The organism is Streptomyces aurantiacus, from assembly GCF_027107535.1.
Taxonomy (GTDB): domain Bacteria; phylum Actinomycetota; class Actinomycetes; order Streptomycetales; family Streptomycetaceae; genus Streptomyces.
In genome coordinates, this window is record NZ_CP114282.1 from 36,021 (window position 1) to 59,193 (window position 23,173).

18 protein-coding genes are annotated in these 23,173 nt (G+C 68.2%); 8 read left to right on the plus strand and 10 right to left on the minus strand.

The annotated features are described in order from the left end of the window. Positions 1 to 88 precede the first annotated feature (88 nt). Genes O1Q96_RS00145 through O1Q96_RS00160 form a run of 4 tightly spaced genes read right to left on the minus strand, consistent with a single transcriptional unit; the run spans position 89 to position 5,962 of the window. Positions 89 to 511 carry a hypothetical protein gene (locus O1Q96_RS00145; RefSeq protein WP_269246236.1) on the minus strand — a complete coding sequence of 141 codons (423 nt, stop codon included), beginning with the start codon at positions 509 to 511 and terminating at the stop codon, positions 89 to 91. Beyond that, positions 508 to 2,637 (minus strand): integrase, encoded by a 2,130-nt coding sequence (locus O1Q96_RS00150; protein WP_269246237.1) that lies wholly within the window; start codon positions 2,635 to 2,637, stop codon positions 508 to 510. Before O1Q96_RS00150 ends, O1Q96_RS00145 begins: the two co-directional genes overlap by 4 nt. Further along, positions 2,634 to 4,382 (minus strand): hypothetical protein, encoded by a 1,749-nt coding sequence (locus tag O1Q96_RS00155; RefSeq protein ID WP_269246238.1) that lies wholly within the window; start codon positions 4,380 to 4,382, stop codon positions 2,634 to 2,636. The genes O1Q96_RS00150 and O1Q96_RS00155 overlap by 4 nt, the downstream gene beginning before the upstream one ends. After that, a complete protein-coding gene (locus O1Q96_RS00160; RefSeq protein ID WP_419586404.1) occupies positions 4,379 to 5,962 on the minus strand; it encodes a site-specific integrase in 1,584 nt (527 codons plus the stop codon). Before O1Q96_RS00160 ends, O1Q96_RS00155 begins: the two co-directional genes overlap by 4 nt. 31 nt (positions 5,963 to 5,993) lie before the next feature. Here O1Q96_RS00160 and O1Q96_RS00165 point away from each other — a divergent pair, with 31 nt between their 5' ends. Further along, positions 5,994 to 7,220 (plus strand): hypothetical protein, encoded by a 1,227-nt coding sequence (locus tag O1Q96_RS00165; protein WP_269246240.1) that lies wholly within the window; start codon positions 5,994 to 5,996, stop codon positions 7,218 to 7,220. A gap of 520 nt (positions 7,221 to 7,740) precedes the next feature. On the opposite strand, the gene O1Q96_RS00170 is transcribed toward O1Q96_RS00165, so the two are convergent. Next, positions 7,741 to 10,272 (minus strand): tetratricopeptide repeat protein, encoded by a 2,532-nt coding sequence (locus O1Q96_RS00170; RefSeq protein ID WP_269246241.1) that lies wholly within the window; start codon positions 10,270 to 10,272, stop codon positions 7,741 to 7,743. A gap of 235 nt (positions 10,273 to 10,507) precedes the next feature. Between O1Q96_RS00170 and O1Q96_RS00175 the strand changes: the two genes are divergently transcribed. Continuing rightward, positions 10,508 to 10,939, plus strand: a complete 432-nt coding sequence (locus O1Q96_RS00175; protein WP_269246242.1) for a hypothetical protein — start codon at positions 10,508 to 10,510, stop codon at positions 10,937 to 10,939. Between the two features lie 532 nt (positions 10,940 to 11,471). Here O1Q96_RS00175 and O1Q96_RS00180 read toward each other — a convergent pair. Together O1Q96_RS00180 and O1Q96_RS00185 are read right to left on the minus strand one after the other, a co-directional pair. Next, entirely contained in the window at positions 11,472 to 11,717 is a 246-nt protein-coding gene (locus tag O1Q96_RS00180) for a hypothetical protein (protein WP_269246243.1), read from the minus strand. Next, a complete protein-coding gene (locus O1Q96_RS00185; RefSeq protein WP_269246244.1) occupies positions 11,714 to 12,001 on the minus strand; it encodes a hypothetical protein in 288 nt (95 codons plus the stop codon). Before O1Q96_RS00185 ends, O1Q96_RS00180 begins: the two co-directional genes overlap by 4 nt. Positions 12,002 to 12,233: 232 nt before the next feature. Between O1Q96_RS00185 and O1Q96_RS00190 the strand changes: the two genes are divergently transcribed. The 4 genes from O1Q96_RS00190 to O1Q96_RS00205 all read left to right on the plus strand — a co-directional run bounded on the left by O1Q96_RS00190 (position 12,234) and on the right by O1Q96_RS00205 (position 17,278). Continuing rightward, on the plus strand, positions 12,234 to 14,228 hold the full coding sequence (locus O1Q96_RS00190; protein ID WP_269246245.1) for an ATP-dependent nuclease: 1,995 nt from the start codon (positions 12,234 to 12,236) through the stop codon (positions 14,226 to 14,228). Next, on the plus strand, positions 14,215 to 16,083 hold the full coding sequence (locus O1Q96_RS00195) for an ATP-dependent helicase (RefSeq protein WP_269246246.1): 1,869 nt from the start codon (positions 14,215 to 14,217) through the stop codon (positions 16,081 to 16,083). The genes O1Q96_RS00190 and O1Q96_RS00195 overlap by 14 nt, the downstream gene beginning before the upstream one ends. Before the next feature lie 210 nt (positions 16,084 to 16,293). After that, complete coding sequence (locus O1Q96_RS00200) at positions 16,294 to 16,848, plus strand: hypothetical protein (RefSeq protein WP_269246247.1); 555 nt, start codon at positions 16,294 to 16,296, stop codon at positions 16,846 to 16,848. Positions 16,849 to 16,918: 70 nt separating this feature from the next. Then, positions 16,919 to 17,278 carry a hypothetical protein gene (locus O1Q96_RS00205; RefSeq protein WP_269246248.1) on the plus strand — a complete coding sequence of 120 codons (360 nt, stop codon included), beginning with the start codon at positions 16,919 to 16,921 and terminating at the stop codon, positions 17,276 to 17,278. Between the two features lie 15 nt (positions 17,279 to 17,293). Here O1Q96_RS00205 and lexA read toward each other — a convergent pair whose 3' ends face one another. Together lexA and O1Q96_RS00215 are read right to left on the minus strand one after the other, a co-directional pair. Continuing rightward, positions 17,294 to 17,998 (minus strand): transcriptional repressor LexA, encoded by a 705-nt coding sequence (lexA, locus tag O1Q96_RS00210; protein WP_269246249.1) that lies wholly within the window; start codon positions 17,996 to 17,998, stop codon positions 17,294 to 17,296. Between the two features lie 818 nt (positions 17,999 to 18,816). After that, positions 18,817 to 19,449, minus strand: a complete 633-nt coding sequence (locus tag O1Q96_RS00215; protein ID WP_269246250.1) for a hypothetical protein — start codon at positions 19,447 to 19,449, stop codon at positions 18,817 to 18,819. Positions 19,450 to 19,805: 356 nt separating this feature from the next. Between O1Q96_RS00215 and O1Q96_RS00220 the strand changes: the two genes are divergently transcribed. Then, positions 19,806 to 20,660: an IS5 family transposase gene (locus tag O1Q96_RS00220; protein WP_269246251.1), complete on the plus strand. Its 855-nt coding sequence runs from the start codon at positions 19,806 to 19,808 to the stop codon at positions 20,658 to 20,660. Next, positions 20,657 to 21,055 (plus strand): hypothetical protein, encoded by a 399-nt coding sequence (locus tag O1Q96_RS00225; RefSeq protein ID WP_269246252.1) that lies wholly within the window; start codon positions 20,657 to 20,659, stop codon positions 21,053 to 21,055. The genes O1Q96_RS00220 and O1Q96_RS00225 overlap by 4 nt, the downstream gene beginning before the upstream one ends. A gap of 33 nt (positions 21,056 to 21,088) precedes the next feature. Here O1Q96_RS00225 and O1Q96_RS00230 read toward each other — a convergent pair whose 3' ends face one another. Further along, positions 21,089 to 22,672 (minus strand): IPT/TIG domain-containing protein, encoded by a 1,584-nt coding sequence (locus tag O1Q96_RS00230; protein WP_269246253.1) that lies wholly within the window; start codon positions 22,670 to 22,672, stop codon positions 21,089 to 21,091. Positions 22,673 to 23,173 lie beyond the last annotated feature (501 nt).

Here is a 23,173-nt window from a genome sequence, read left to right on the forward strand (position 1 = left end):
CGATCCGGCTAGTCTGCCCAAAAGGCCTACGCCGAGCCAATAGCACCCTCGTCGCGGTCAGTTGGTGGGAGGGGAGTGAAGCGCTCAGTCACAGCTGATCGTCAAACATGCGTTTCGGCCGAAGGGGGACGACGTTCGGCGTCGGCAACTGCAGCTGTTCGCGGAGTACTTCGTTCTCGGCGGCAAGCTGGTTGAGCACTCGGACAAGCGCGGGCACGTCCACCCGCAGGCGGCCGAGTTCCTCGTTCTTGTTCGCGATGGTCTCCTTCAACTGGACGATCTTCGCGCGGAGGCGGGTTTCAACGTCGGGGACAGCACCTCGCTCCTTGACCTGTGTGTAGAACTCATTGCGCAGGTCGGGGTGGCGCTGGGTGAGGGCGTTGCGGGGAACCTGAGCCTCGATGGCGAGGGCGACGACGGTCAGAGCGCCGTTGGAATGTTCGGGGGTGCCGGTCAGGATGCGGTGCATGGCCGCACGGATGCGGTTTCGTTCATCGTGCGCTGGGCTCACGTGTGCAGCTCCTGGCAGGTGAAGCGGGCGCGGTCGTGGGTGTCGGCGAGGCTGCGCAGCCGGTCGGCCGCAGTGAGGAGGCGGCTGGAGATCGGCTGGGGGTGATGGAGCGCCTGACGGGCGAAACTGTCGGCCCGGGCGCGTAGCTGCTGGGCGTGGAGATCAGTGCGGACCGTGTTGCCGCAGCCGGGAACGCAGCGGTCCAGGGCTGGAATGTTGCTGTCGGTGGGGCGCTCGCACAGGGCCAGGTCGCGTTTGTAGCGGCAGAGCAGCAGGGCGTGGGGGTTGTCGTAGAGGACGGTCCCGTCGCGGGCGAGGTACTTGCGGGCGAAGTCGGCCTTCACGGTGGTGCCTTCGAACCGCAGGACGGTGCTGGCCTGGTGCAGGGCCTGGCGGGCGGCGGGTCCGGAGACACCTTCCCCTCGGTTGTAACGCTCGTTCAGGTCGGCCGCGGTCTCGGCGGTGCTCAGGGCGGTCTCGATGTCGATGAGGTCGTGGATGCCGCGGCGGGAGCGGGTGCCGTAGCCGCCGGCGACGTCGGTGTCGAGGACGGTCCGCAGGTGGCCGTACTGGATGGCGAGGGCGACTAGGCCGCCGGGCTGGCGGGCGATGTGCCAGGCCAACGACCGGCGGAAGCGCACCGCGGTGATGGGCCCGGCGGGGTCCGCGGGGATACCTTCGTGGCTGAGGTTGTGGCGGGCGGCTTCCTGGTTGGCCCAGGTGATGAAGTCGGTGATGCGTTCGCGGATCCCGTCGCTGCCCATGGCCTTGCCGCGGTGTCGGACGGCGCCGCGGTGGTAGTCGCTGGCGAAGAGCAGTTCCCCTTCGGGGACGATCTGTTCCAGGACGCGGATGGCTGCGACGACGGGGGCGATGGCGACCCAGGGGACGTCCCGCTCGACGCCGGCGGAGAGGTGGTTGCCGTCCTCGTCGACGGCGGTTTTGAACTGGCGGGTGCGGATCAGATGCCAGGGCTCCTTGCGGCCGTCGGGCGGGTCGGGACAGCAGCCCGAGCGCATGGCGAGGACTTCTTCGGGGCGCATGCCGGTCAGGTAGGCGCAGACGATGAACGCGGCGGTTCCCAGATGCCGCAGGAGCGCAGAGGCCTCGGTGAAGTCGAAGCGGGGGCGCCACGGTCTGCTGGCGATGGTTGCCGTCACCGGCACGTCCAGGGGGCACGGACCGGGCCGCTCGGCTGCCGCCCGCGTCAGCCCGTGCACGCGGGCGATCCGGTCGACCTGAGGCATGGAAACGCCTGCGAGGCCGGCCAGATAGGCACGGGCCACGGTCGTTTTGCCGCCGTTGCGGACCGCGGGGACCGGTCCGCCGGCGGTGAGAGCAGGTTCCAGAATCTGTTCGAGCGCGGCGCGGCCCTCCCCGCTCGCGGGGTTGGCGACCGCTGCCTTGGCCAGGCGGGACGTTTCGGCCGCAGCGGCCAAGATGTCACCGGCGAGGTCTTCCACCAGGCGCACCGCCCAGGTGAGCAGGGGCGCCATGGTGGCCGTGGCGATGGGTTCCGTGGTGTTCTCGCCCCGCTCGCTTCTGTCCGCGGGCAGATAGTCGGCGACCAGGTCGGGTTCGTCCCACGGCGGGCGGGCCAACCCGGTGGGGCGGGCGGTGATCTGGTCGAAGGCCCACAGGCGGCACACGTCCCGCAGTACGTCCCGTGTCCGGTCCGCGCTGGCCCCGACGTCCTTCAAATACCGGCCGTAGGCGTCAAGGAGTGGGATGTCGCAGTCCGTCAGGGAGGTGATGCCCCGTTCGCTCAACCAGCGGGCCATGCGCATCCACTGCAGCACGGTGCCAGCGGTCGAACTGCCGCTCTGGCGGCTGCGCATGCGGATACCGCGCTCGCGCAGATACGTCGCCGGAAGCTCCCCGTTGATCATCGTCCATGCGATCAGCCGCAGCTGAGGACGCATCGGCGCCGGGCAGTTGCGCCAGTGGATGGAGCTCCGGGTACTGCTCGGGTTGGCGATCAGCGGCGCCAGGGACCACGACCCGTCTCCGTAGCGGCTGTTGAGATGGGCGTGCTGGGGCGCCTGGACGCGGTGGGCAAGAACCACCGGGCCGGCCGCCTCAGGTACGGGCAGAGCATCGGGTGCGGGCAGGGCGTGGGCCGTCACGGGTTGAGGGCTCCGTTCAGCAGAAGGTCGATGAGGGCGCGGTCCGTGTCGGTGACCTGCGCCAGAGCGGTGCGCTGCTGGCCCGCGCCCAGGCGCCGCCACAGGTCCTGAAGGCGTTCGTGGTGCTCGGCCCACTCCCTGTGCCACACCGGCGCGGGCAGGACGGAGTGCAGGTGGGACAGCGCCGCCTCCAGGTGGGCGAGCCGCGGATGATGGCCGGTGTGGACACGGGCGTTGGGGCAGCCCAGGCACATCAGGAACGACGCTCCGCAGCCCCCGCCGGCGTCGGGCCAGGGGCTGGCCTCGGCGTCATGGCAGTCGGCTGTCGCGGTCGGGGCGTCCGCCGGATCGCCGGTCTTCCGTAGCTGCGCGGCCAGCACCGCGGTGCGGGCATGGTCGAGAGCGGCCAGCGCCCCGGCCGCGATCACCGGCCGGGCCTCCTCCTGGACCTGGGCGTCGGGCAGCACATAGCGCCGGTCATGGGTGGCTTGCGAGTGCTGGAGGGGGCCGCGGTGCACGCGGGTCACTACCGTGCGCCGACCGCGCTGGAACGGTGAGCCGGTCAGCTGATGCTGGCGTGCCCAGAAGCGGACGTCGTCATGGCAGATGCCGAAGGCGAACCGGCCGACCGGAGCGCGGCGGTCCTTGTCGCCGCTGGGCAACCCCGTCTTCGCGGTGCGCGAGACGATCAGCACGTCGGCCTCGGGATCCATGGCGGCGACGGCCGCCCGGGCGAAGCGGGTGGCCGCCAGCGCCTGCGTGATCAGCCGCCCGCTAGAGCCCGCTCCGGTGTCGGTGACGTTCTCCGTCTCGTACCAGCGTCCCGCCCCGCGACGGCGCTTTTCGACCGGCACCCGATAGGTCGGCCGTCCGTCCCGGCCGGGGTCGGGGCTGGCCCGGGGGACCTTGGCCCGGTCGATGACCGAGAGGTTCCACCCGAACTCGGCAAGCAGAAGCACGCTGAGCGACACCGCTTCGGACCGGGACAAGAACAGCCGCTTCCAGGTCTGCACCCGCGCGCCCCCGCCCAGCGCCCGAAGCCACTTCGCCGGAATGTACTCGCGGCCGCTCGCATCGATCGCACGGGGGACATCCCCGGTACGGGCCAGGAAATCCAGCGCCTCACCCAGCATCCAGCGGTCGTCGTCCGGGCCGATCACACCGCTTCGCCACTGCTCCAGCAGGCGGCTGTTGTCCTCGATCCGCAGCAGCGCAGACCTGAAGTCCTGGCGGGCAGTGCGGACGATGTGATTGAACGAGGCCGTGTCGTAGGACTGGACACAGCCCCGCGAGCCGGGCACCCGGCGCGCGAGAAGCTCGGCCACCGGCCCGCTCTGCAGCCGGCCGTCCTCGCGAAGGAGATTACTGACCGTGCGGACCTGCTGCCGGCCACCGGGCGAGGCGAGCTTCGCCAGCCGCCACCGGCGCAGCAGATCGGCCGTCACCCCACCGAGATCGCGCGGACAGTCCGGCTGGTCCGCGAGGAACGCTGCGAACCGCCTGATCTCCCGCCACACCCCGCGGGAGGTGGAGTGCGCCGACCAAGCCGTGGAACGGCACTGACCGGCGAACAGAACCGCCAGAGAATGCTGCAACGGCTCTGCCACGGGCAGGAGAGCGAAGTCGTAGGCGGCGGTGTGTCCGTCATGGTTCCGATGCTCCACCACCAGCCCGTCCGGGACGGACGGTTCGGGGAAGTCCAGGTCGCCGGGAGGAAGAGCCGCCTTGCGGCCGCGCCCGCTCACACCCCCTCCCCCGCCGGAGTCAGCGCGGCTTCGATGTCCTGGACGCCGCTCGCCGCCCGCGCCACCTGGGCGAACAGGTTGTCCATGTCCGGCACCGGGCCGCCCATGGGCGTCGGAGCCGAGCTCAGCAACGACTCCAGCTGCAGATGACGCACCGGCGCGAGATAGTGCCTGATCGTGGTCTCCCGGGAGGAATGACCGAGGAGACCCTGCACCATGAACCACGGATCGCCGTACAGCAGCCGGAAATCACGACGCTCCTCGGGACTGAGCCCGTACCGTCGGTCCATCACATGGTTCAGCACCACCAGCATGAACAGCGCGAAGGAGTGACGCCCGGCATGCGGAGTCGCATACGGGGCGTACGCCCGGTGCGGATCCCGCCGCCCCGGCGGCGTGAGCACCTGCCGGCACCGCTGGTTCGCCGTACGGAAAACCCCGTTCCACGAGTGCGGATAGAAGGGCAGCCCCCGCTCGCTCAGCCACAGCCACAGCGGTTCCGGACCCTCCGGCCCCTCAATGAACAGCGTGGCCCGCTCCTGCCAGGTCAGCAGATCCAGCGCCCGCTCCCCCCGCCCACCAGGCCCCTGCCAGCGCACCCGCGGCTTCAGCCCTCCAACAACCTCGGAGACCAGCCGCATGGGCGCCCGGTCATACCTCCCGCGCGCCTGGGCCTGCCGAACCGCCCACGCCCGCGAGGAGTCCACATAGTCCTGTATCTGATCAACCACCCGGACCGAGGTGTAGAACGACCGGGACCTCTTTCCTCGAGAACTCTCCGACGCCACCGTGCCGTGGCAGTACCGACCGCCGGCCAGGCGCTGCACGGGTATCTCGATCGTCAGCAACGCAGCCGCTTCCTGGCGCCGCAACCCGGACGAGGTGAGAAGGTCGACGAACGAGGTGTTCCGGTCCTCCAGACGCCCCGCCCACCCGGGTGCCGGCGTCCCGTCCCGGTCGAACCCCCGCAGCCCGACGTCCGACCACAGCCGCCAGGTGCGCGGCGTCAGCCAGTGCACATTGCTCGGCCGACTGTCCTTGGCCCGAGCCACCGGTACCGCCACCAGATGACCGCGATACCCGACAACCTGCCGCGTGGCGACCGGAGACCGCATGATCAGCCGTTCCCGCAGCGCCCACCGGTACAGGCCGCTGAACGCGGCCAGCTCACGGTTCCACTTCGACCCGCCGACCCGCTCCGGATTCTCCGGAGCTCGGGTCCGCCAGTACTCGAAGTCCTCCAGATCCCGGTCCAGGGCCTCACACCAGCTCTTCCCTCTGCCCCACAGGAACGTCAGGAGCAGAGCAATGTCAGTCGCGTAGTTGAGCTTGGTCGACATGGCATGCGAACGGAAAGACCAGGACCGCACGTACCGGGTCAGCAGCGGGTCCACTCGATAGTCTGGCGACAGGAAGACGGGGTCGCCGGGCCGAACCCCCGACTCCTGCTCCCGTTCCGCCAATCCCTTCAACCAGGTCTGCAGCTCGGCTGACACTGCTTGCGGCCCGGCCGCCCGTACCCAGAAAACACGCCATGCCTTCACAGACCAGCCCTTCAGCAGCCGCTTCAACACGCGCATTCAATAGGGAATTTGTCGCACTGGGGGCCCGATGACCGGCTCCGGGAACGCCCGCAACATGGCCCCACTCGTCGCCGCGTGGAAACAGGCCTTCCACTTGGCCACCGGCGGGTCCGGCTCCTACGGCAAGGGCCTCAACCTCTCACGCAACGGCGCCGTCGCCCAGATCCATGCCCAACCCGGCCGCCTCGCCGCTGCGGTCGCCGTGAAGAGGGCCACCCACCACGCCATCCTGTTCGTTCCCGAGCTGGCCGCCACACAGTGGGACGCCCTGGCCGGCCGCCTCGCCGGCAGCCCCCAAGCCGTCGCCGACCTCCTCGCCAACCGGGTTCCCGCCGCCATCGCCGATCCCGGGCACGCCGGCGGCATCACCATCGTCCCCGGAGCCGAAGAGATCACCTTCTCCTGCTCCTGCCCCACCGGTCATGCCGGCCGTCTGTGCGACCACAGCGCCGCGCTCGGCCACGCGGTCACCGAACGACTCGCCACCGCCGCCTCCGTTCTGCTCGGCGCCCGCGGCATGACCGCCCGCACCCTCGCCTCCCTCGTGCGCGATCTCGTGGCCGACACCGATCCTGGCGCCCTTCCGGCAGACACCGACGGAACAGTCCGTGCCGACCAGCTCTACTCCTTGTCGGCCCACCGATCCCCGCCGCCCGCGCCCCGGTTCCGCCTCGACACCGTCACCCCGATCACCGCCACGCTCGACGACCCGCCCATTCCCGGCCCTCGGGCCCAGGACCTGACGTGGATGGTCGAGGACGCCGCAGACCGCGCCCGCGCGCTCTTGTCCGGAGGCCCAGGCCACCCCCACGACGACCTCGCCGACACGGTGCGGATCCTCGCCAGCCCCGACGGCGTCGACCGGCTCCCGGCCGCCGCCCACGCCACCGGCCATACCCAAAGCGCTCTGCGCGCCATGATGATCGGCTACCGCCACGACGGGCCGGCCGGCGCCCATGCCACCCTCGCCGCCGCCCCGGCCCTGCCGGGCACGCTGGAACAGGCCCGAGAGGCCATTCGCTCCTCCCGGGCCGCCACTCTGGGCATCTTCGAGATCGATGGCGACGCGCTGACCGATGCGACCGCTGGCATCCAGATCCGGCTGGGGCCCGACGGCCGTTGGTTCCCCTTCACCCTCTACCAAGGAGACTGGCGCACCGGAGAGTGGCGCCCCGCACCCGGAGCCTCCGACGATCCCGCCCAGGCATACCGGGCCGCCCGACGAGCCCGCGCCGCACGACCGGCCAGGAGGTGACGCGCCAGCTCCGTGTGATGAGGGGGGTAGACCAGCCGCTGCCGGCAGCGAGACCGGTTATGTCGACTGGCAGTTGAAGGCGAGGCGTGGAAGAGAATGGGCAAGGCACGGAACGCTCGTGAGCTGCCATGTTCGGGGACATGGCGCGCAGCAGGTCCCCGATCCCCCGCAAGGACATCGTGCCGCCGAGGGTATGCCTGTATCGGCGACCGAATCCTAGATAACCTGGTGTGAGGCGGCGCAGCACGCCAATTCGCTGCGCACCCAGCCGACGCGGAGGAGCGGGCAGGCGGACGCCCCGGCGGTCGCCGCCTCCTGACCTACTTGCCCCACGTCAGCCCGCCCGCCCGGGCGCGCGGCCCCGACGCCACTGGTCACGATTGCCGATCCACCCGTCCCGGAACGGATCACTGCCCCCAGTAGACGCAGCAGGCGTCACTTTCCGAACCGGGGCAGACGACGACGGACCACCCCAGGCCCGCCGGGCAACCGGTTGAAGTTGAGCCCGCGGCGTGCGTCCTTACTGGTCAACGCTTTCGTCGACCTCGTCGAAGACGCGCTGCAGGGCTTCGACAGCACGGTGGTGTCCGGCTGCCGAGAGTTCGCTGGCCATTCCCTGGACGACGAAGGCATCGCCGCCGTCGATCACTGTGCGCGCGAGAGCCGTTCCGAGGACGAGCGTGTCTGGCCGTTGCAGCCGATGCCACAGCAGGAACTGAAGTGGCCCCACAGTACGGCCGCGGTCACGGGCGGTGAAAGCGAGCTTGTCGGCCTTGGCGTGCTCCCCCTTCTCCTCGGCCCGCATCATGGGAGCACTGGTCTCGCCCGCCTCGATCGCCTCCGCGCACAGGCGGCAGGCCCCTTCGATGTCCCCTTCCTGGTAGTGCAGTCGGATCAGCTCCTGGTAGCAGTCCACGAGCCCTGCGTCGATCGCCTTGCGGAAGTAGACCTTGGCCTGCGCGAGATCGCCTGCCCGCTCATAGCGGTAGGCCAGCCGGGAGTAGGCGTAGATGTCTCCGCTCTCTGCGGGCCGTGCGATCCGTTCGGTCCACTCGGCGGCTTCGTCGAACAGCCCGTCCTCGGCTAGCAGGAACACCAGTTCCTGCATGGCGTCGTCGTCACCGGCCTCGGCACCGCGCCGGAACCACCGCTCGGCTTCCGTCCGCCGGCCGAGCTCCAAGTGATAGCCCCCGACGTGCACGTAGGCATCTGGGTGGCCCTGGTCTGCGAGCTCACGCCAGACGGACACGGCCTGCTGGTGCTCCCCACGCTGGTGAAGGTGGTGTGCTTCCTCGCGCCGGTAGAAGTAGGCGAGGACGGCATTGCGCTGGAGTTCCCCGGATGCCCGATGCGCGTCGATCGTGGCCAGAGCGCTGTCCGTACGTGCTCTGTCGGCCTCCTGCCCCAGCAGGTAGGAGGAGCCGCGGTCGTACAGACCGAACAGGTCCCTGCCGTCTGAGACCGAAGCGGACAGGCGTACCCGCCCTCGCTCGTACGCGGACGTGGCGAGGGCCCGGCGGTCCTCGTCGGTGTAGGCATGCTGCAGGGCGGCTGCCCAGAACGCCGCGGGTGGGCAGTCGTGGCGGAACTCGTAGCGGCCGATTTCGAAGAGAGTGCCGGACAGCTGGTAGAGCGGCTGGTCCGGTGGGGGAGTGCCGGGCCTGGGCCGGACCGGGCTCAGGAGGCCGGGGACGCCCCGGCACGGGGCGGAAAGGTACTCCAGGGCGCTCTCGAAGCACCCAGGATGACCGTGTTCATTCCAGATGTGGTCAGGGGCGAGAGAAGCCGCAGTTGCTTCCAGCCCGCGCAGGGGCAGCATCGGGCCGTGGCCGAGGCGGCGCAACTGCACCGCGGCGATGACGAGATACCGGGCCATCTGCGAGGCGAGCCCGACGCGCTCCAGGAGTACCGGCACGCCCGCGAGGTACTGGGTGAGCCGCCCGTCAATGGCGAACGCGGAGGCCTCGGCGACACGCGGATCGGCTTGTGCCGCCTCCTCAAGGGCCGCGGGATCACAGACGAACTGGTCCGGGATCCGCGCGCGGACGCAGGCTCCGGTGAGCAGGGCCCGGGCCTGGGGGTAATCATCGCGGGGCGCAGAAGTGGCGGTGAGGCGGGCCCAGTCCTCTGGGTGGGCGGTCGCGAGCGCGAGGACGGGACGACGCTCAGGCGTGCGCAGCAGTTCACGCAAGCCGGCAGCGACCCGCTCGCCGACGGCCGGATCGCTGGTCAGGAGATAGTGCTGGACCTCGTCGAGCCAGAGCACGGTGTGCGACCCGACCTCTTCCAGGCCCGCGAGCACCGCATCGGTGTGGCTTGGTGCGATCGGATGCCACAAGCGCCACTCGTCCGGCAGAAGTTGGACCGCCTCCCAGCAGGCTCGGGTCTTCCCGGTGAAAGAACCACCAATCAAGGTCACCAACGCGCTGCGCCCGTCCGCGGCGCCGAGAACCGCCTCACGCAGCAGCGCATCGTGTTCGCGCTCCACGTACACCGGCAACACCGGCAACACCGGCAAAGAGTCGGAGACGTCATCGCTGGAGGCGTCGATCGCCCGCTGGACCCCCAGATCGAATGGATCACGGAGATCGCGCACCAGCCAACCCGCGAGCCGGGCGACCTCTTCGGTACGAGGGACGGATGCCGGTGCCTCAGGCCGACGCTGCGCACGCTCCTGCGATCTGCTGTCGACGAGCTCGTCGAGGAGGCGGCAGGCTTCGGTGCACCGCCTCCGGAACTCCTGCTGGGACAGGCCGGCTGCCTTGGACGTGATGAGCAGGAATTGACGGGTGAAGGGCTTAGTCGGACGAGGGATATCCCCTTTTAGGAGGCGGTCGATGGTGGACTTCGAGTAGCGCATGCCACTGACCGGGTACTGAGGAGAGGGCTTGTCTGTGGCTGCGTCCTCCTTTTGCTTCCTCGCCTCCTCCTCGAAGCGGTCGGCGATGGCACGGGCTCCGAGTCCCGCTTCGTCCGCCTGCCGCGCGAGGAAGCGGGCGTACCGCTCCTGCGGCGTTCCGCCATGCTCTTCCCGCCCCTGAATCACCGTCATTCCCACCCCGTCCCCGCGCGGTTCGTCCCAGGACCGCCCGCCATGTCCCACAGCGGAAGACACCGTACTGCGATCACCAGCCCCCTTGCGACCGCCTCTCACTGTCCCACCGTGTCCCGACCTGTCCCAGCAAGTTCCAGGCGCAGTTGGGGACACGACGACGTCGGCTCATGGTCTGTCTCACCACGCCGGGCCGATTCAAGTGCCCGGCCTTACGGGAGCGGATAACAACACCGTGTTCACCTGTTTCTCTTTCCGTCCTGCGGCCGCCGAGGCATCCGCCTCCCCCGGACTGGGCCAGGCTGCGGAGTCCCTGCTGATGGCCGCGATGCCCGAATTCCTCGGAGCCCTCGGCGCCGGGCTGGTGATCGCCATCGTCACCACCGCCTGGCGGCGTCTGCGCCATCGCACCTCCACGCCCGATGAGAGCCGGCCAGGGCCTGGACGCCCCGGCCATCACCCCGCGTACATCCAGTCCTGGCGCGATGCCCACGAACTCAGCCAGGAGTACGCCACCGCTGTGCGGGCGGGCAACACCGATGAGGCCCGCCGCTGCCTCGACGCGCTCATGACCGTGGCCGACCAGTGGAAGAGCCACTCTGACTTCCCCGCCGCAACCAACGCCGTCCGCGCTGCACACGACGCGGACCTCATCCCGGAGCGGTGACCGTGAAATCCTTCTGGTTCCTCATGTCGGGCATGGTCAACTGGGTGGGTTGACACCCCAGATGCTTACGTGTGTGCACCGTCAGTGCACACACGTAGGGTGCCTAAAATGGATGCACATTCCGCTGGTTCCTCGGACACCCCCATCTACAGCCAGCTTGTCGCCGAGCGAGGTGACGTGCCCAGCCGGACACGCGATGAGGCCGAGCGACTGCACCGCATGCTGGAACCCGTTTTCGGCACGAGTACCCCTGAACGTCCGCAGAGGGCCATACCGCAGGGTTCCTTCTTCGGCGCTGGACCTCGTCCGTGACGGCGGTGCGAGAAGGCCGGAGCGGGTCTCGTTCAAGAACGGACGGTACGCGACGAAGCGGCGGGACGTATGACAGGTGGCGGATGCAGATGACGTGAGGCGGCCACCGCCGCCTGACCTCTAGCGTGTGCCGGAACCAGGCTCACTCGACGATCACAAGCCCCTGAGCCCCGTGTCCGGCAAGAGGCACCGCGTCCGGCTGGACCTACGCCGCCTTGGCCTAGCCGGCGTAGGCGATCGCCAGGACCGTGATGTTGTTCGTCTGCTCGTTGACCAGGATGACGATCGCGGCGCGGCCGCGGGCGACTGTGCGGACGATTCCATCGTCCTCCCCATATGGCTCGCTAGCAGCGAGAGGGTCCTGGACGGCATCGACGAGGCAGACCGCGATGTCACGGCGAGCCTCGTCGGGCAGGTTCTTGTAGATGTCGTACTGATCGGCGGGGATGTGGAGCCTGAAGGTCACGCGGCGCCCCGCCGCCCTTGCGCGTCATCCACGACGGTGTCGGTCATGTCGGGGGCGGTCTCGTACTCGGGCGGCACAGTGCCGTGCTCCTTGACGTACGCGCGTGCGGCTTCGATGCGCGGGCGGGCTGCATCAAGCGTCTCCGCGGCCGTGGCCCATCCCTCCAGCCGCGCGGGCAGCTCCTCGAGAGGAGTCAGGTTGACGTCCGCCAAGAGCTGCTGCCGAAGAGAACTGTGCGGCAGGGCAACGTGCAGCTGGTCCACGGTCCACTCGCGCGGCGCCATGTCCTCACCCTCCTTCGACGGCGGTATGCCGGATCCCAGCCTAGCGGTACAAGCCGAGTGCGGGGAGGCGCCCATCCTCTTCGCTCGGGTCAGGGGTGCCGTCCCCTGTCCCGCCCCCGGACTCATCGAGACGATCATCGGAGCGCGGACTGTCTGGCGAAAGGGCCTGTCCTGCGCGGAGGGCCCTGGAATGATGAATCACCACATCACACCAGATCGCCAAAGGGGACGAATGGGCCTGCACATTTCGCGGATCGAGATCCGGAACTTCCGGAACTTCCGGCATCTGGTCATCGACGGCTTCCCCGCCCACGCCGTGATCGTCGGCGAGAACGGCGTCGGCAAGTCGAACTTGCTGGAAGCGATCCGCCTGGTCCTCGACCCGTCTCTGTCCGACGCCCGGCGGATGCTGCGCGAGGAGGACATCTGGGAGGGAGACCCAGCAGGCCTGGCCGGCGGTGCCGAAGTGAGCATCGTGGTGGAGCTACGGGGCTTCGACGAGGACGCTGACGCCAAGAGCATCCTGTCGACCGCCGTCGTGGCCTTTGACCCCTATGTAGCCCGGCTGACCTACCGCTTCACTCCCCGGGCCGAGGTGGCGACCGCCGCCGGCCCCCGGGTGGAGCCCACCGGCCGGCCGCTGACCGCGAAGGACTACGACGCCGTCGTCTTCGCCGGTGCCAGCGAGACCAACGACGTGCGCGCCATCCGCCGCGAAGTCGCCCTGCGCGTCCTGCCGGCTCTGCGCGACGCCGAGGCAGACCTGCACAACTGGCGGCGCAGCCCCTTGAGGGATCTGCTGGAGCGACTGCCTCTGGACCCGGTGAACCTGGAAGCCACGGCCTCGGCGATCGCGACCGCAGTCGACCAGCTCACCAAGGACGACAACATCACCAAGCTGGAGGGGCACCTGACGGACCGGCTGGGAGCCATGTTCGGGCCACGCCTGGCCGTACAGCCCACCCTCGGCTTCGCCTCCTCCAAGCCGGACGAACTGATCCGCGCCGTCCGCCTGTTCTTCGACACGGCCCGCCGCAGGGGCATCTCCGACGCCAGTCTGGGCAGCGCGAACGTCATCTACCTCGGCCTGCTGCTGGAAGCCCTCAGCCAGCAGCAGCTGGACGAGGAATTCATCGCCACGCTGGTCGCCGTGGAAGAGCCCGAAGCCCACCTCCACGTCACCCTCCAGCGGCATCTCTTCAAGTACCTGCTGCGCACCGGACCGTCACTCATCCTCACCACCCACAGCCCGCACATCGCCGCCGTCGCCCCGGTCCGCTCCTTCATCGTGCTGCGCGCGACGGAGGACGGCACGACCGGCGCCACGACGTCCGCCCTCCCCGTCAGCAGCGAGGAGGCCGCGGACCTGGAGCGCTACCTCGACATCAGCCGCGCCGAGATCCTCTTCGCCTCCGCCGTCGTGCTGGTCGAAGGCCTGGCAGAGCTGTACATCCTTCCCGCCCTGGCGCAAGCCGCGGAATTCGATCTCGACGCCTACGGCACCGTGGTGGCCAGCGTCCACGGCACCGACTTCAAGCCCTACCGCGCGTTCCTCGGTCCCAAGGGACTCAACACCCCCCACGTGGTCATCACCGACGGAGACGCCGCCCGCGACAAACTCGGCCGGCGGGAAGCCGGCCTCAAGCGAGGCGCGAACCTCCACCCCGAGGAAGCCCGACGAAAGGCCCTTCTGGATCAGATCGCCCAACTGCCGGGACCCGATCAGACCAGCTACCACACGGCCCGCGATCCCCTCGCTGCCGATCTCCTGGGCATCGGCGTCTACGTCGGCGCCCAGACCCTGGAGACCGACCTCTGCCCCCTGTTCGGCGAGGAGATCATTCAGGCGTTCAAGGAACTGAGCGGCAACGCCACCGCGATCGACGAGGTGACCCGCGGCGTCGCCAACGAGCGGAACGCGACGATCGACCCCGACATCCGCAAGCAGATGCTCAAACGGATCTCGGCCCTCGGCAAGGGCCGCTTTGCGCAGCGCCTCGCCGCCCACATCGCCCAGGTGGACCTGGACGCCCGCATCCGGGCCGCAGCCCAGATCACCAGGGACGACGTGCCACTCGACGAGCAGGCTCTGCGCCGCCTGGGCACCGCCTCCTACCTCTTCCTGGCCATGGAGGCCATCAGCCGCGCGGCCCGTGGAACCTCCTTCCTGACCAAGCACGCGACCCCGTCAGAGGTCAGCCGGCAGGGCAACGATGCAGATCAGTGACACCCTCCTCGCCGAGCTCGAGGAGCTGCACCTCAAGCAACGCACCGCCGTCCTCCACGACGGCAACGTTGTTCTGAGGGCCGGGCCCGGCAGCGGCAAGACCCGCACCCTCGTCGCGCGCATCGCCTACCTGCTCCAGACCCAGATCTCTGCGTTCCGCGGCGTGGCCTGCATCACCTACACCAACGCGGCCGCTGAAGAGATCCGCCGCCGCGTTCTGCGCAGCGGCGTGCGCGCCGAAGGGCGGATCACCTGTTCCACCGTCCACGCCTTCTGCCTGAACGAGATCCTGCGAGCCTTCGCCCACCTGACCGGCCAGCCGGCACCTCAGGCAGGACAGGTCCTCAGCAAGACGGCAACCGAACTGCTCCTGCAGCGCTGCTTCGACCAGGCCGGCATCGGCGAAACCCTCGCCCAGCACCGCGTGCCCCAGAGCACCCGCATCCGCCGCGCCCTGGCCTGCAACGAGAACCTGGACAGCTTCGACCCGCGGGAAGTCCAGGCGGCCCGCCTCTACGAAGAACAGCTCCTCGTCAAAGGAGAGATCGACTTCGAAGCCATGGTGACGCGGGCCGTACGCACCGTCCGCGAGCACGAACACGTCCGCGACATCCTGCGTGCCCGCTTCCCCCACCTCATCGTGGACGAGTACCAGGACCTCGGCGGCGTCCTCCACGAACTCGTCGTCGCCCTGCGCGACCTGGCGGGCATCACCGTCTTCGCCGTCGGGGACACCGACCAGTCCGTCTACGGATTCACCGGCGCCGACGCCAAGTACCTGACAGAGCTGGCAGCCCGGGAAGACTTCCGTGACCTGGAACTCAAGGTCAACTACCGCAGCGGCCAGGACATCATCACCGCAGCCGAAGCCGCCCTCGGACTGCCCCGAGGGCGCCTGGCACGCGAAGGCGCACCTCCCGGCGACGTCAATCTCGAACAAGTCGAAGGAGGGCTCGCGGACCACGCCCGCGTGGCCTGCGACCTCGTCCAGCAGGCCCAGAACAGGCAGATCAGCCCGGAGCAGATCGCCATCCTCTACCCCGCACGCGGCCCTCTGCTCGACGCCGTACAGCGCGAGCTCACCCGACGCGAACTGGACTTCAGACACGAGGGCGACGACAAACTGCCCGCCGGCAGCCTCTCTCGCTTCATCCAGCGGTGCGCGAGCCGCGCCGTCACCAACTACCAGATCCACATTGCACCCGACACCGTCCGCGCCGACATGCTGCGCCGGACGCAAGCACCGTCCCTGGCCGCCTTGGCCCGAGCGCTCACCACGCTGCGCACCGACGCCCAGCTCGCTCCGCCCTCCTCGCGACTGTCCCTGCCCCGGGCTCTACAGAACTGCCTCGATCCCGAGTCGCTGTACCCCGCCGACGCACCCGCCCTCGACTGGCTGCAGCATCTGCGCACCGGCCTGGCCCTCGACGAGGTAGCCGCGGCGCACCCCGATCAGGACAACACCAGCAGCCTCGATGCCCTCGCCAGCCTGTGCAGGTCCAAGAATCTCCTGCTGCAGGACCTCGCGCGCGGCGAGGAAGTCATCGGGAAGGTCCTCCTGGCCACCTACCACGCGGCCAAGGGCCGCGAGTTCGACACCGTGATCCTGCCCGGCCTGCTCAACGGGCTCATCCCGCGGGACATCCGTGACCGGGGGCGATGGCGCAGACCCACGGAGACGGAACTCGCAGAACAGCGCCGTACCTTCTATGTCGCCCTCACCCGTGCGGAGTCGAGCGTGAACCTGATCGTCGGCCCCGGGTACGAGACGAAGAACGGATACTGGATGTCCTTCGGGCCTTCACCTTTCGTGATCGAGATGGTGCGTCGACTGTTTCCGCCAGAGCAAGCATGACCACACTGACCCACCTCTCGTGGACCGGCTGGCATCGTCCAACCTCTGCTCGTGCCCGAAATAGAGGAGTGAAACGCACTCATCTGCGGAATTGTCGGATGAACAGCCCGTCGCCGTTGTACGTTGACGCACAGTCCTCCTGGGCGTCGCGTCCCCCCGTGCGCGGCGCCCAGGAGCACTCCCTCCACGGGCGGTGTCTACGCTGGTCCGATGCCCGAGTCACCGATCCCTCTCGCCTACCAAGATGCCGTCACCGACCACCCGGCCATCGAGCAGTGGTGCTCCACCGTCCTGGCCGGCCACAGCGCCCGCCTGCTCCTTCTCGGCCCGCACTGGTCCGGCAAGTCCCACGCTGCCTACGCCGCCCTGAGCCGGCTCATCGCGGCCGGGTACGCCAGCGAGAGCATCACCGTGCACCAGGCCCACGATCTGAGCCGTACCTACCAGCCAGACATGGTCGAGTACGCCACCCCGGTGACGGTCGTTGACGATCTGACCCTCTCCGTCGACCTGGCGCGCGAGCCCGGCGGGCCTCGGCAGGCGGACACCGTCGAGGTCCAGGCGATGATGGCGCTGGAGGCCGGCGCGCTGGCCGAAGCGGTCGACCGGCTGACCGCCCGACCCAACCGCTCGTGGATCCTCATCGCTTCCTGCGCCGAGCACCTGGTCGAAACGGTCGGTCACGAAACGGCACACCGAATCCTCGCCGTCGCCGAACAGGCCGAGTTGCCCCCGCGCGCCCGGCCGACCCTGCCGTCATGGTGAATGCCGTCCGGATCCAGGAACCTGATCGCTAGGCTGGCCGGAGACCAAGACCAAGGAAGAAGGGGTAGCGGTGGGGGAGCGTCAGCCGTTCAAAATGCGGCAGGCCAGGGACGCCACCGGCCTCGTGGTCTCGGCCCGTCAGATCGGTCAGAAGCCCGAGCCGTTCACCCGGCCCCTGCGCTGCCCTTACTGCGAACACGAGGTCACCGCACAGCCGGAACAACCGCGTGTCTCCACCAAGGGCAAGGCCTTCACCCGCGGCGCGCACTTCGCGCTGGCCAAGGAGAAGGAGAAGGGCCGCACCGCCGAGCATCTTGCAGGCTGCGCCCTGCGCACCGATCACACCCTCCACGCCATCGCTCGCCGCTCCCAGGGCCTGGCCGAGCTGGGCCCGAGGTACCTCCAGACGCTCTGGCCCTGCCTCCGGTGATTTCGTACCCCATGGTCACAGGCTGCGCATGACCGCTACGACCTTGCCGAGGATGGTGGCGTCGTTGCCGCAGATCGGCTGAAAGGCGTCGTTCTCCGGCATGAGCCACACGGTCGAGCCCTCCCGCTTGAGCCGCTTGACCGTCGCCTCCCCGTCGATCATGGCCGCGACGATCTCGCCGTTCTCGGCGTCCGGCTGCGCCCTGACGGCGACCGTGTCGCCGTCCATGACGTGGGCTTTGATCATCGAGTCGCCGGACACGGTGAGCGCGAACAGCTCGCCGCTGCCCACAAGTTGCTTCGGCAGTGCGAGTACGTCCTCGACATGCTGGTCGGCGGTGATGGGAGCGCCGGCGGCGATGCGGCCGACGAGCGGGGTGTGGACGACCGAGGAGTCGGACGCGAGGTGGTCGGGGCCTGCGGCCAAGGCGAGGGCGGCCTCTGTGCCGACGGTCGTGGTGGGGACGTAGGCGCGCGGGCGCTTCGGATCCTGACGCAGAACGCCCTTCTTCACCAGAGCGCCGATCTGGTGCGCTACGGACGACGTACTGGCGAGCCCGGCGGCCTGCCCTAGTTCCCGCATCGAAGGCGGGTAGCCGCGGTCCCTGATGCTGGACCGGATGGCGTTGACGATCCTGCGCTGGCGATCGGTCAGCCCGTCTTCACGGGTCACGATGCCCGGCGGGCGTCCGAGGTACCGGGATGCAGCAGTGGCCTCCATGATGTCCCCCTTCGTCCACTACAGAGTTGAACCGTAACCCGAGATTCCGGACAAGGGAACGGATATTCGACCTTTGTCCGCTGGTCAGGTCGGCGTCTCGCGGCACCACCAGCCCGCCACAACACCACGGATCAACTACCCATTCGGGGCGGCGTGGCGCCCCGCCACGTGCAGCTTCCCGCCGCTAAATTGCCGCACTGCGGCACCGGTCTGCTGCTCCTCACGCGAACCTCGGCCCCACGGGTTCCAGGCGGAGGCGAAGAAGCAGGGCTTCGACCAGCTCCACCCCACCGACCACCAAGCAGCACACCGTGCCTGTTCCTCATGCTCCGCGGGCCGACGGAGCAGAGTGAGAGGTGCTTGAAGCCATGTCAGCCACCCAGACCAGCAGCCGGGCCCGGACGTACGCCCTCTACACCGGCGCCCCCCGCCAACTCGCGTGCGACGTTGTCGCTGCCCTGCCACCAGGTGCGCCCCTCATCCCGGCACCGGCCCACCAGACGCAGCTCCTGCTCGAGTCTGAGGCGTTCTACTGGATCCTCAACTGCCAGCGGCACTTCTTCGAGTACCCCTTCGGTATCCGGTACGTGCAGCCCACCACCCAGGGCGTGAGACTCCACCTGGAGAGCCACGCGAGCCTGCTCGGCGGACTGCTGATGCGGATTCTTGAAAACGGCCAGAGCTGGTCGTCGCCCCACTCCGTCCGGGGTTCAACGGGCTGGGGAGCTTCAACGAGCGTCGCGCGGGTGGTCGGCCGGGGCCGCCGCTCGCGATCTCAACGTCGTGCGCGGCACTTGGCGTGGTCGCCGTGGCAAGAGCTACACGGACTCGGGGGACTCGTCCGCGTCAGGTTTGTCCTTCTCCTCGGGCAACGGCCAATTCTGCAGGATGGAAGTCCAGCGTCGCGCTCGTTCCTCCCTCTCGTTATCGCGCACCCATTTGACGGCCCTCTCCCAGTCGTCCGATGCTTTCGGGGGAGACTCACCGCGCAGGTTGGCGCCAAGGCAACCCAGGACATCCCTGCATGCCACGTACACCGGGTCGTCATCCATCAACTGTCGGAGCCAATGTGGGATCAGGTCCGCCTCTGTGATCAGTAGGAATGACTCTGCAAGCCGCTGGCGAAGCCCAGAGTCGCGGAACACCAGCACTGCGGGCTCAGCATCCCCGAGCACACTCCAGGCGTGTTCCGGCCAGTCATAGACATGCTCGCTGCGGCGGTCTATCCGGTCGGGCCCCAAAGGAAACTCATGGCGCAATTGGATGCAGGCAGCACTGACCACCGCCGTCGCCTCGCGCTCCTCCGTCCGCCGTCGCGCCTTCTTCGTGTCCGAGAGAGTTCTCAGTGCCGCCACAGATGTTGCGGAAGCACCGACGGCTGCGCCGACTCCCCCGAGGAGAGCGTTGACCCACCAGCTGCTGCCTGCTTGAGCCGCGATAAGCCATTCCATGACACCACTGTGTATGCAGCGGACTGACGTCGCCTGTTGGGATTCTGGACTGGCCACCATGGTCCTGGTGCTGGTTGGCTATCGCCCCTCCTTTGTGGCGCCCGATCGCAGGGCAGCGCTTGGTCTGCCTGGGGAATCAAGCCGAGCGACTCCGGGGCCACCCTGATCAGGGGGTGGGGAGATTCAAATATCCCCATCAACTGCTGCCCTGCCGCGCCCCAATGCGCACCGGACGGGACCAGATCTACGGTCTCAGTGGACGTTAAGTCCGATCTTCCTCGGTTCGTGATCGCTCGATCGAGGTACTGATCGTCGGGCAGGCCATCCGCTGGGCATGTGCATGCTGAGATGCGGGCATGGAGCGAGAGCCGTACCCCAGCGACTTAGCGGACGAGCAGTGGGCGTTGATCGAGCCGATGATCACGGCCTGGAAACAGGACCGGGTGGCACGGTCAGCGACCGGAGATCCCGGATCCTGCGATCTGCGGGAGGTCGTGAACGCGATCTTCTACCAGAACCGGACGGGCTGCCAGTGGCGCTACCTGCCCCATGACCTGCCAGCCTGGTCGGCGGTGTTCTACTACTTCACACTCTGGCGCCAGGACGGCCTTGACCAGCGGATTCAGGAACTCCTGCGCTGCCAGGTACGGGAGAAGGCCCGGCGATTAGAGGACCCGTCCCTCGTGATCCTCGATACCCAGTCCGTGCGCGCGGCCGCGGGTGTCCCGAAGACCACGACGGGCCTGGACGCCAACAAGAAGGTGTCGGGCCGCAAGCGGGGCCTGGCCGTCGACGTTCTGGGGCTGATCATCGGCGTCGTGGTGCTGGCCGCATCCGCCCACGACAACACGGCCGGCACAGCCCTGCTCGACCAGGCCGCCGAGCGGTGCGGGATGCGTCTGGAGAAGGCTCTGGTGGACCAGGGCTTCAAGGACGAAGTCCTCATCCATGGCGCGTTGTTGGACATCGACGTCGAAGTCGTCCGCCGCAACCCGGCCGACCAGGGCAAAGGCTTCGTCCCGCAGCCGAAAAGGTGGATCGTGGAGCAGGTCAACGGCACGCTGATGCTGCACCGCCGCCTGGCCCGCGAGTACGACCACCGCCCCGAAACCTCCACCTCGCGTGTCTACTGGGCTTCCATCGCGAACATGACCCGCCGCCTCACCACACCGAGTCCAGCCTGGCGCGACACCCTCGGACTGGCCGCGTGAACGTCATCGAGCTCCTGGCCGACCTCCAGGCCCAGCACGACAAGACCGCAGCCCGTGCCGACGAACTGCGTGACCAGATCCATCACTTGACCGCCGCCCTGACCGAGACCGAAGCGCGACTCGCGAATCTGGTTACCACCCGGAAGGTCATCGCCGAACTGGCACCGGCTTCAGGCCAGCCCGCACCGTCCGAGACGAACACCGCCTACCAGGCCATCGTGAACACCTTCAACCAGCATCCCGATCAAGAGTTCCGAGCCCGTGAGCTGCACGAACGCATCGGCATGCCCATCGACGAGGCATCCGTCAACATCACCCGCAGCCGCCTCGGACGCCTCACCCGCCAAGGCTTCCTCACTCAACCCGGACGTGGCCGCTACCAGAAGCGGACTTAACGTCCACTGAGACGGTCGGGAGACCGGTTCCTTCTACGGGGCCTGCAGGATGGGTGCAAGTTCAAGCGTCGCGGCATCGCTGGCCAAGCCGTTCCACCGCAGCGTTGCCTGGGTGGGGCCTTCGACATCTCCAGGCACCGTGAACACGATCTCGGAGGCATCGCCGTTCGTGACGGTCGCCATTCGAGCTCGGCCGCCGACTACTACGGTCACAGGCGCGGTGATTTCCTGCTGGGGAGGCAGTCCGGTGACTTGCAGGTGGCCGACTTTGCCGGGCTGCGGCGCGGCGCCAGCCCATCCGATGATCTGCAGCCCGACCACGGCCACCGTGTAGCTGTCCGACTCCGTGCCCGTCGCCGTGACGATGCTCAATGTGCTGATGTTGGGGTCCATGCCAGGTGGTGCAGTGAACCGGACGGTCGTTGCGTCGCGCTTCGTGCCCGCTGTCTGTGCGCCTCCCACTTTGATCTGAACGGTGTTGTTGGTGGAATCCGGGAACAGGTTCTGTCCAGACACATCGATGGGTGCGCCTGGGGTGATTCGGGATGGTGCGACCGCGCGGATGGTGGGCCGATTCGTTTGCAGCGACTTGTTGAGCACGAATGCGCCAGCCGCTGTGCTGGTCAGCCCGACCAGCAGCGGGGGAATCGTTGGCAAGGTCCCCCGCCCAACGAAGACGGCCGCGACATAGGCCACCGCGATCATGTTGAACAGGAGGTACTGGATGTCGGCGAGGTCAGCGTTGCCGTGATCGTCGCGAGCCAAGTCTGCCGGGTTAACTCCAGCGTTCTCGGTGGCTTCGGTCTTCTGCACGATGCCGTTGGCTACCTTGTAGGCGGTAATACCCTTGGTGACCACCGCGGCTGCTGCTGGCACCCCGAGCAGCAGCAGGTAGGTGTCCCAGTGCTCCGGCGGCACACAGTTCTTCGTTGACGCTCCGGGGCTTTCGGTTTTGCACGCGAATGGTGTGCCCGCGGTCGAGGATCGCGCCGCAATGTAGGCCAGCACGAAACCGATCAGGAACGTCCAGGCCACGTACTGGAACTTTGAAGTAGAAGCCCGCAAGTCCGCGCCGACAAAGAGCGTGACCAACCCGCTCTTTCCTTCGGCGGACCCCTTGCCAAGAAGATGCGTCAGACAAAGGAAGACGACCAGAGTCAACACCGCAAACCCGTAGCTGCGCACGGTGTACAAGGTCTGTGAGTTCCACCAGTCGCCCCCGCCCCAGTTGACCAGTAGCCCACAGGCCGCTGCAACGTAGCCGACGAGCAAGGTCAGGAGGCGAGCCGCGTGCGGTGTAGTGAACCACCATCGCGGGCGGGCCGTTAGAACGATCTCAGCTGGCTGGTCCACGACGCGCTGATCGTCAGGGACGAAGCGGTAGGCGCCGCTTTGCGCGAAACTGCGCGCCATAACCACCGACAGTTCGGCTCCTGTAGACCCGTCGAGCGTGCTGCTGGCTGCGGAGCCGTTCGGCAGGTGTGTCCAATGTCCGGCAGGAGGTGCGTCGGGCGCTGCAGTGTCCTTGGCGTGTAGCGTCACCGCATCTCCGGCGCGAACGGCCAGCCGTGCCCCGCTCCGGCCGTTTTCGATGTTCGCCGACAACTGGATACTCACGGACGCTTTCCTTCCGGATAGCCCAGGCGCCCATTTTGACAGTTCGGCAGCGTGAGGAGAGTCGACAAGGTCGCTGCCATCCGGGTGATTGAGCAGTGGCGCCGTTCGACGTCGTCGTGAGTGAGTAGTCGATGCCCATGTCAGCTGCGCCGCGTCCAAGCGCGGCGATCATAGTGCCGCTCGCTTGGACACGAACATCCTGACGAAGGCCGACATCGGTAGCGCCACCCTTCACGGGGAACACGTTTGTGGCATGGGCGAGGTCAGCACCTGCGATGCCACCACGCCAGCTCTGGGTCTGCCATCGGCTCGTGATGTGTGCGCCCGAGGAGCACCACGTCCAAGCGCTCCACCTGCACCCGGAGTTCGGCGGCGGCTCTTGGCGGAAGCATGAACAGAGCGTCTTGCAGTTTGTCCCGGGCCCAGCCTTCACCGCAGCAAGGGCAGGTGAACTCAGCCTCCCACCGTCTCCAACGGCGTTTGGTGCCATGGACGCGCACG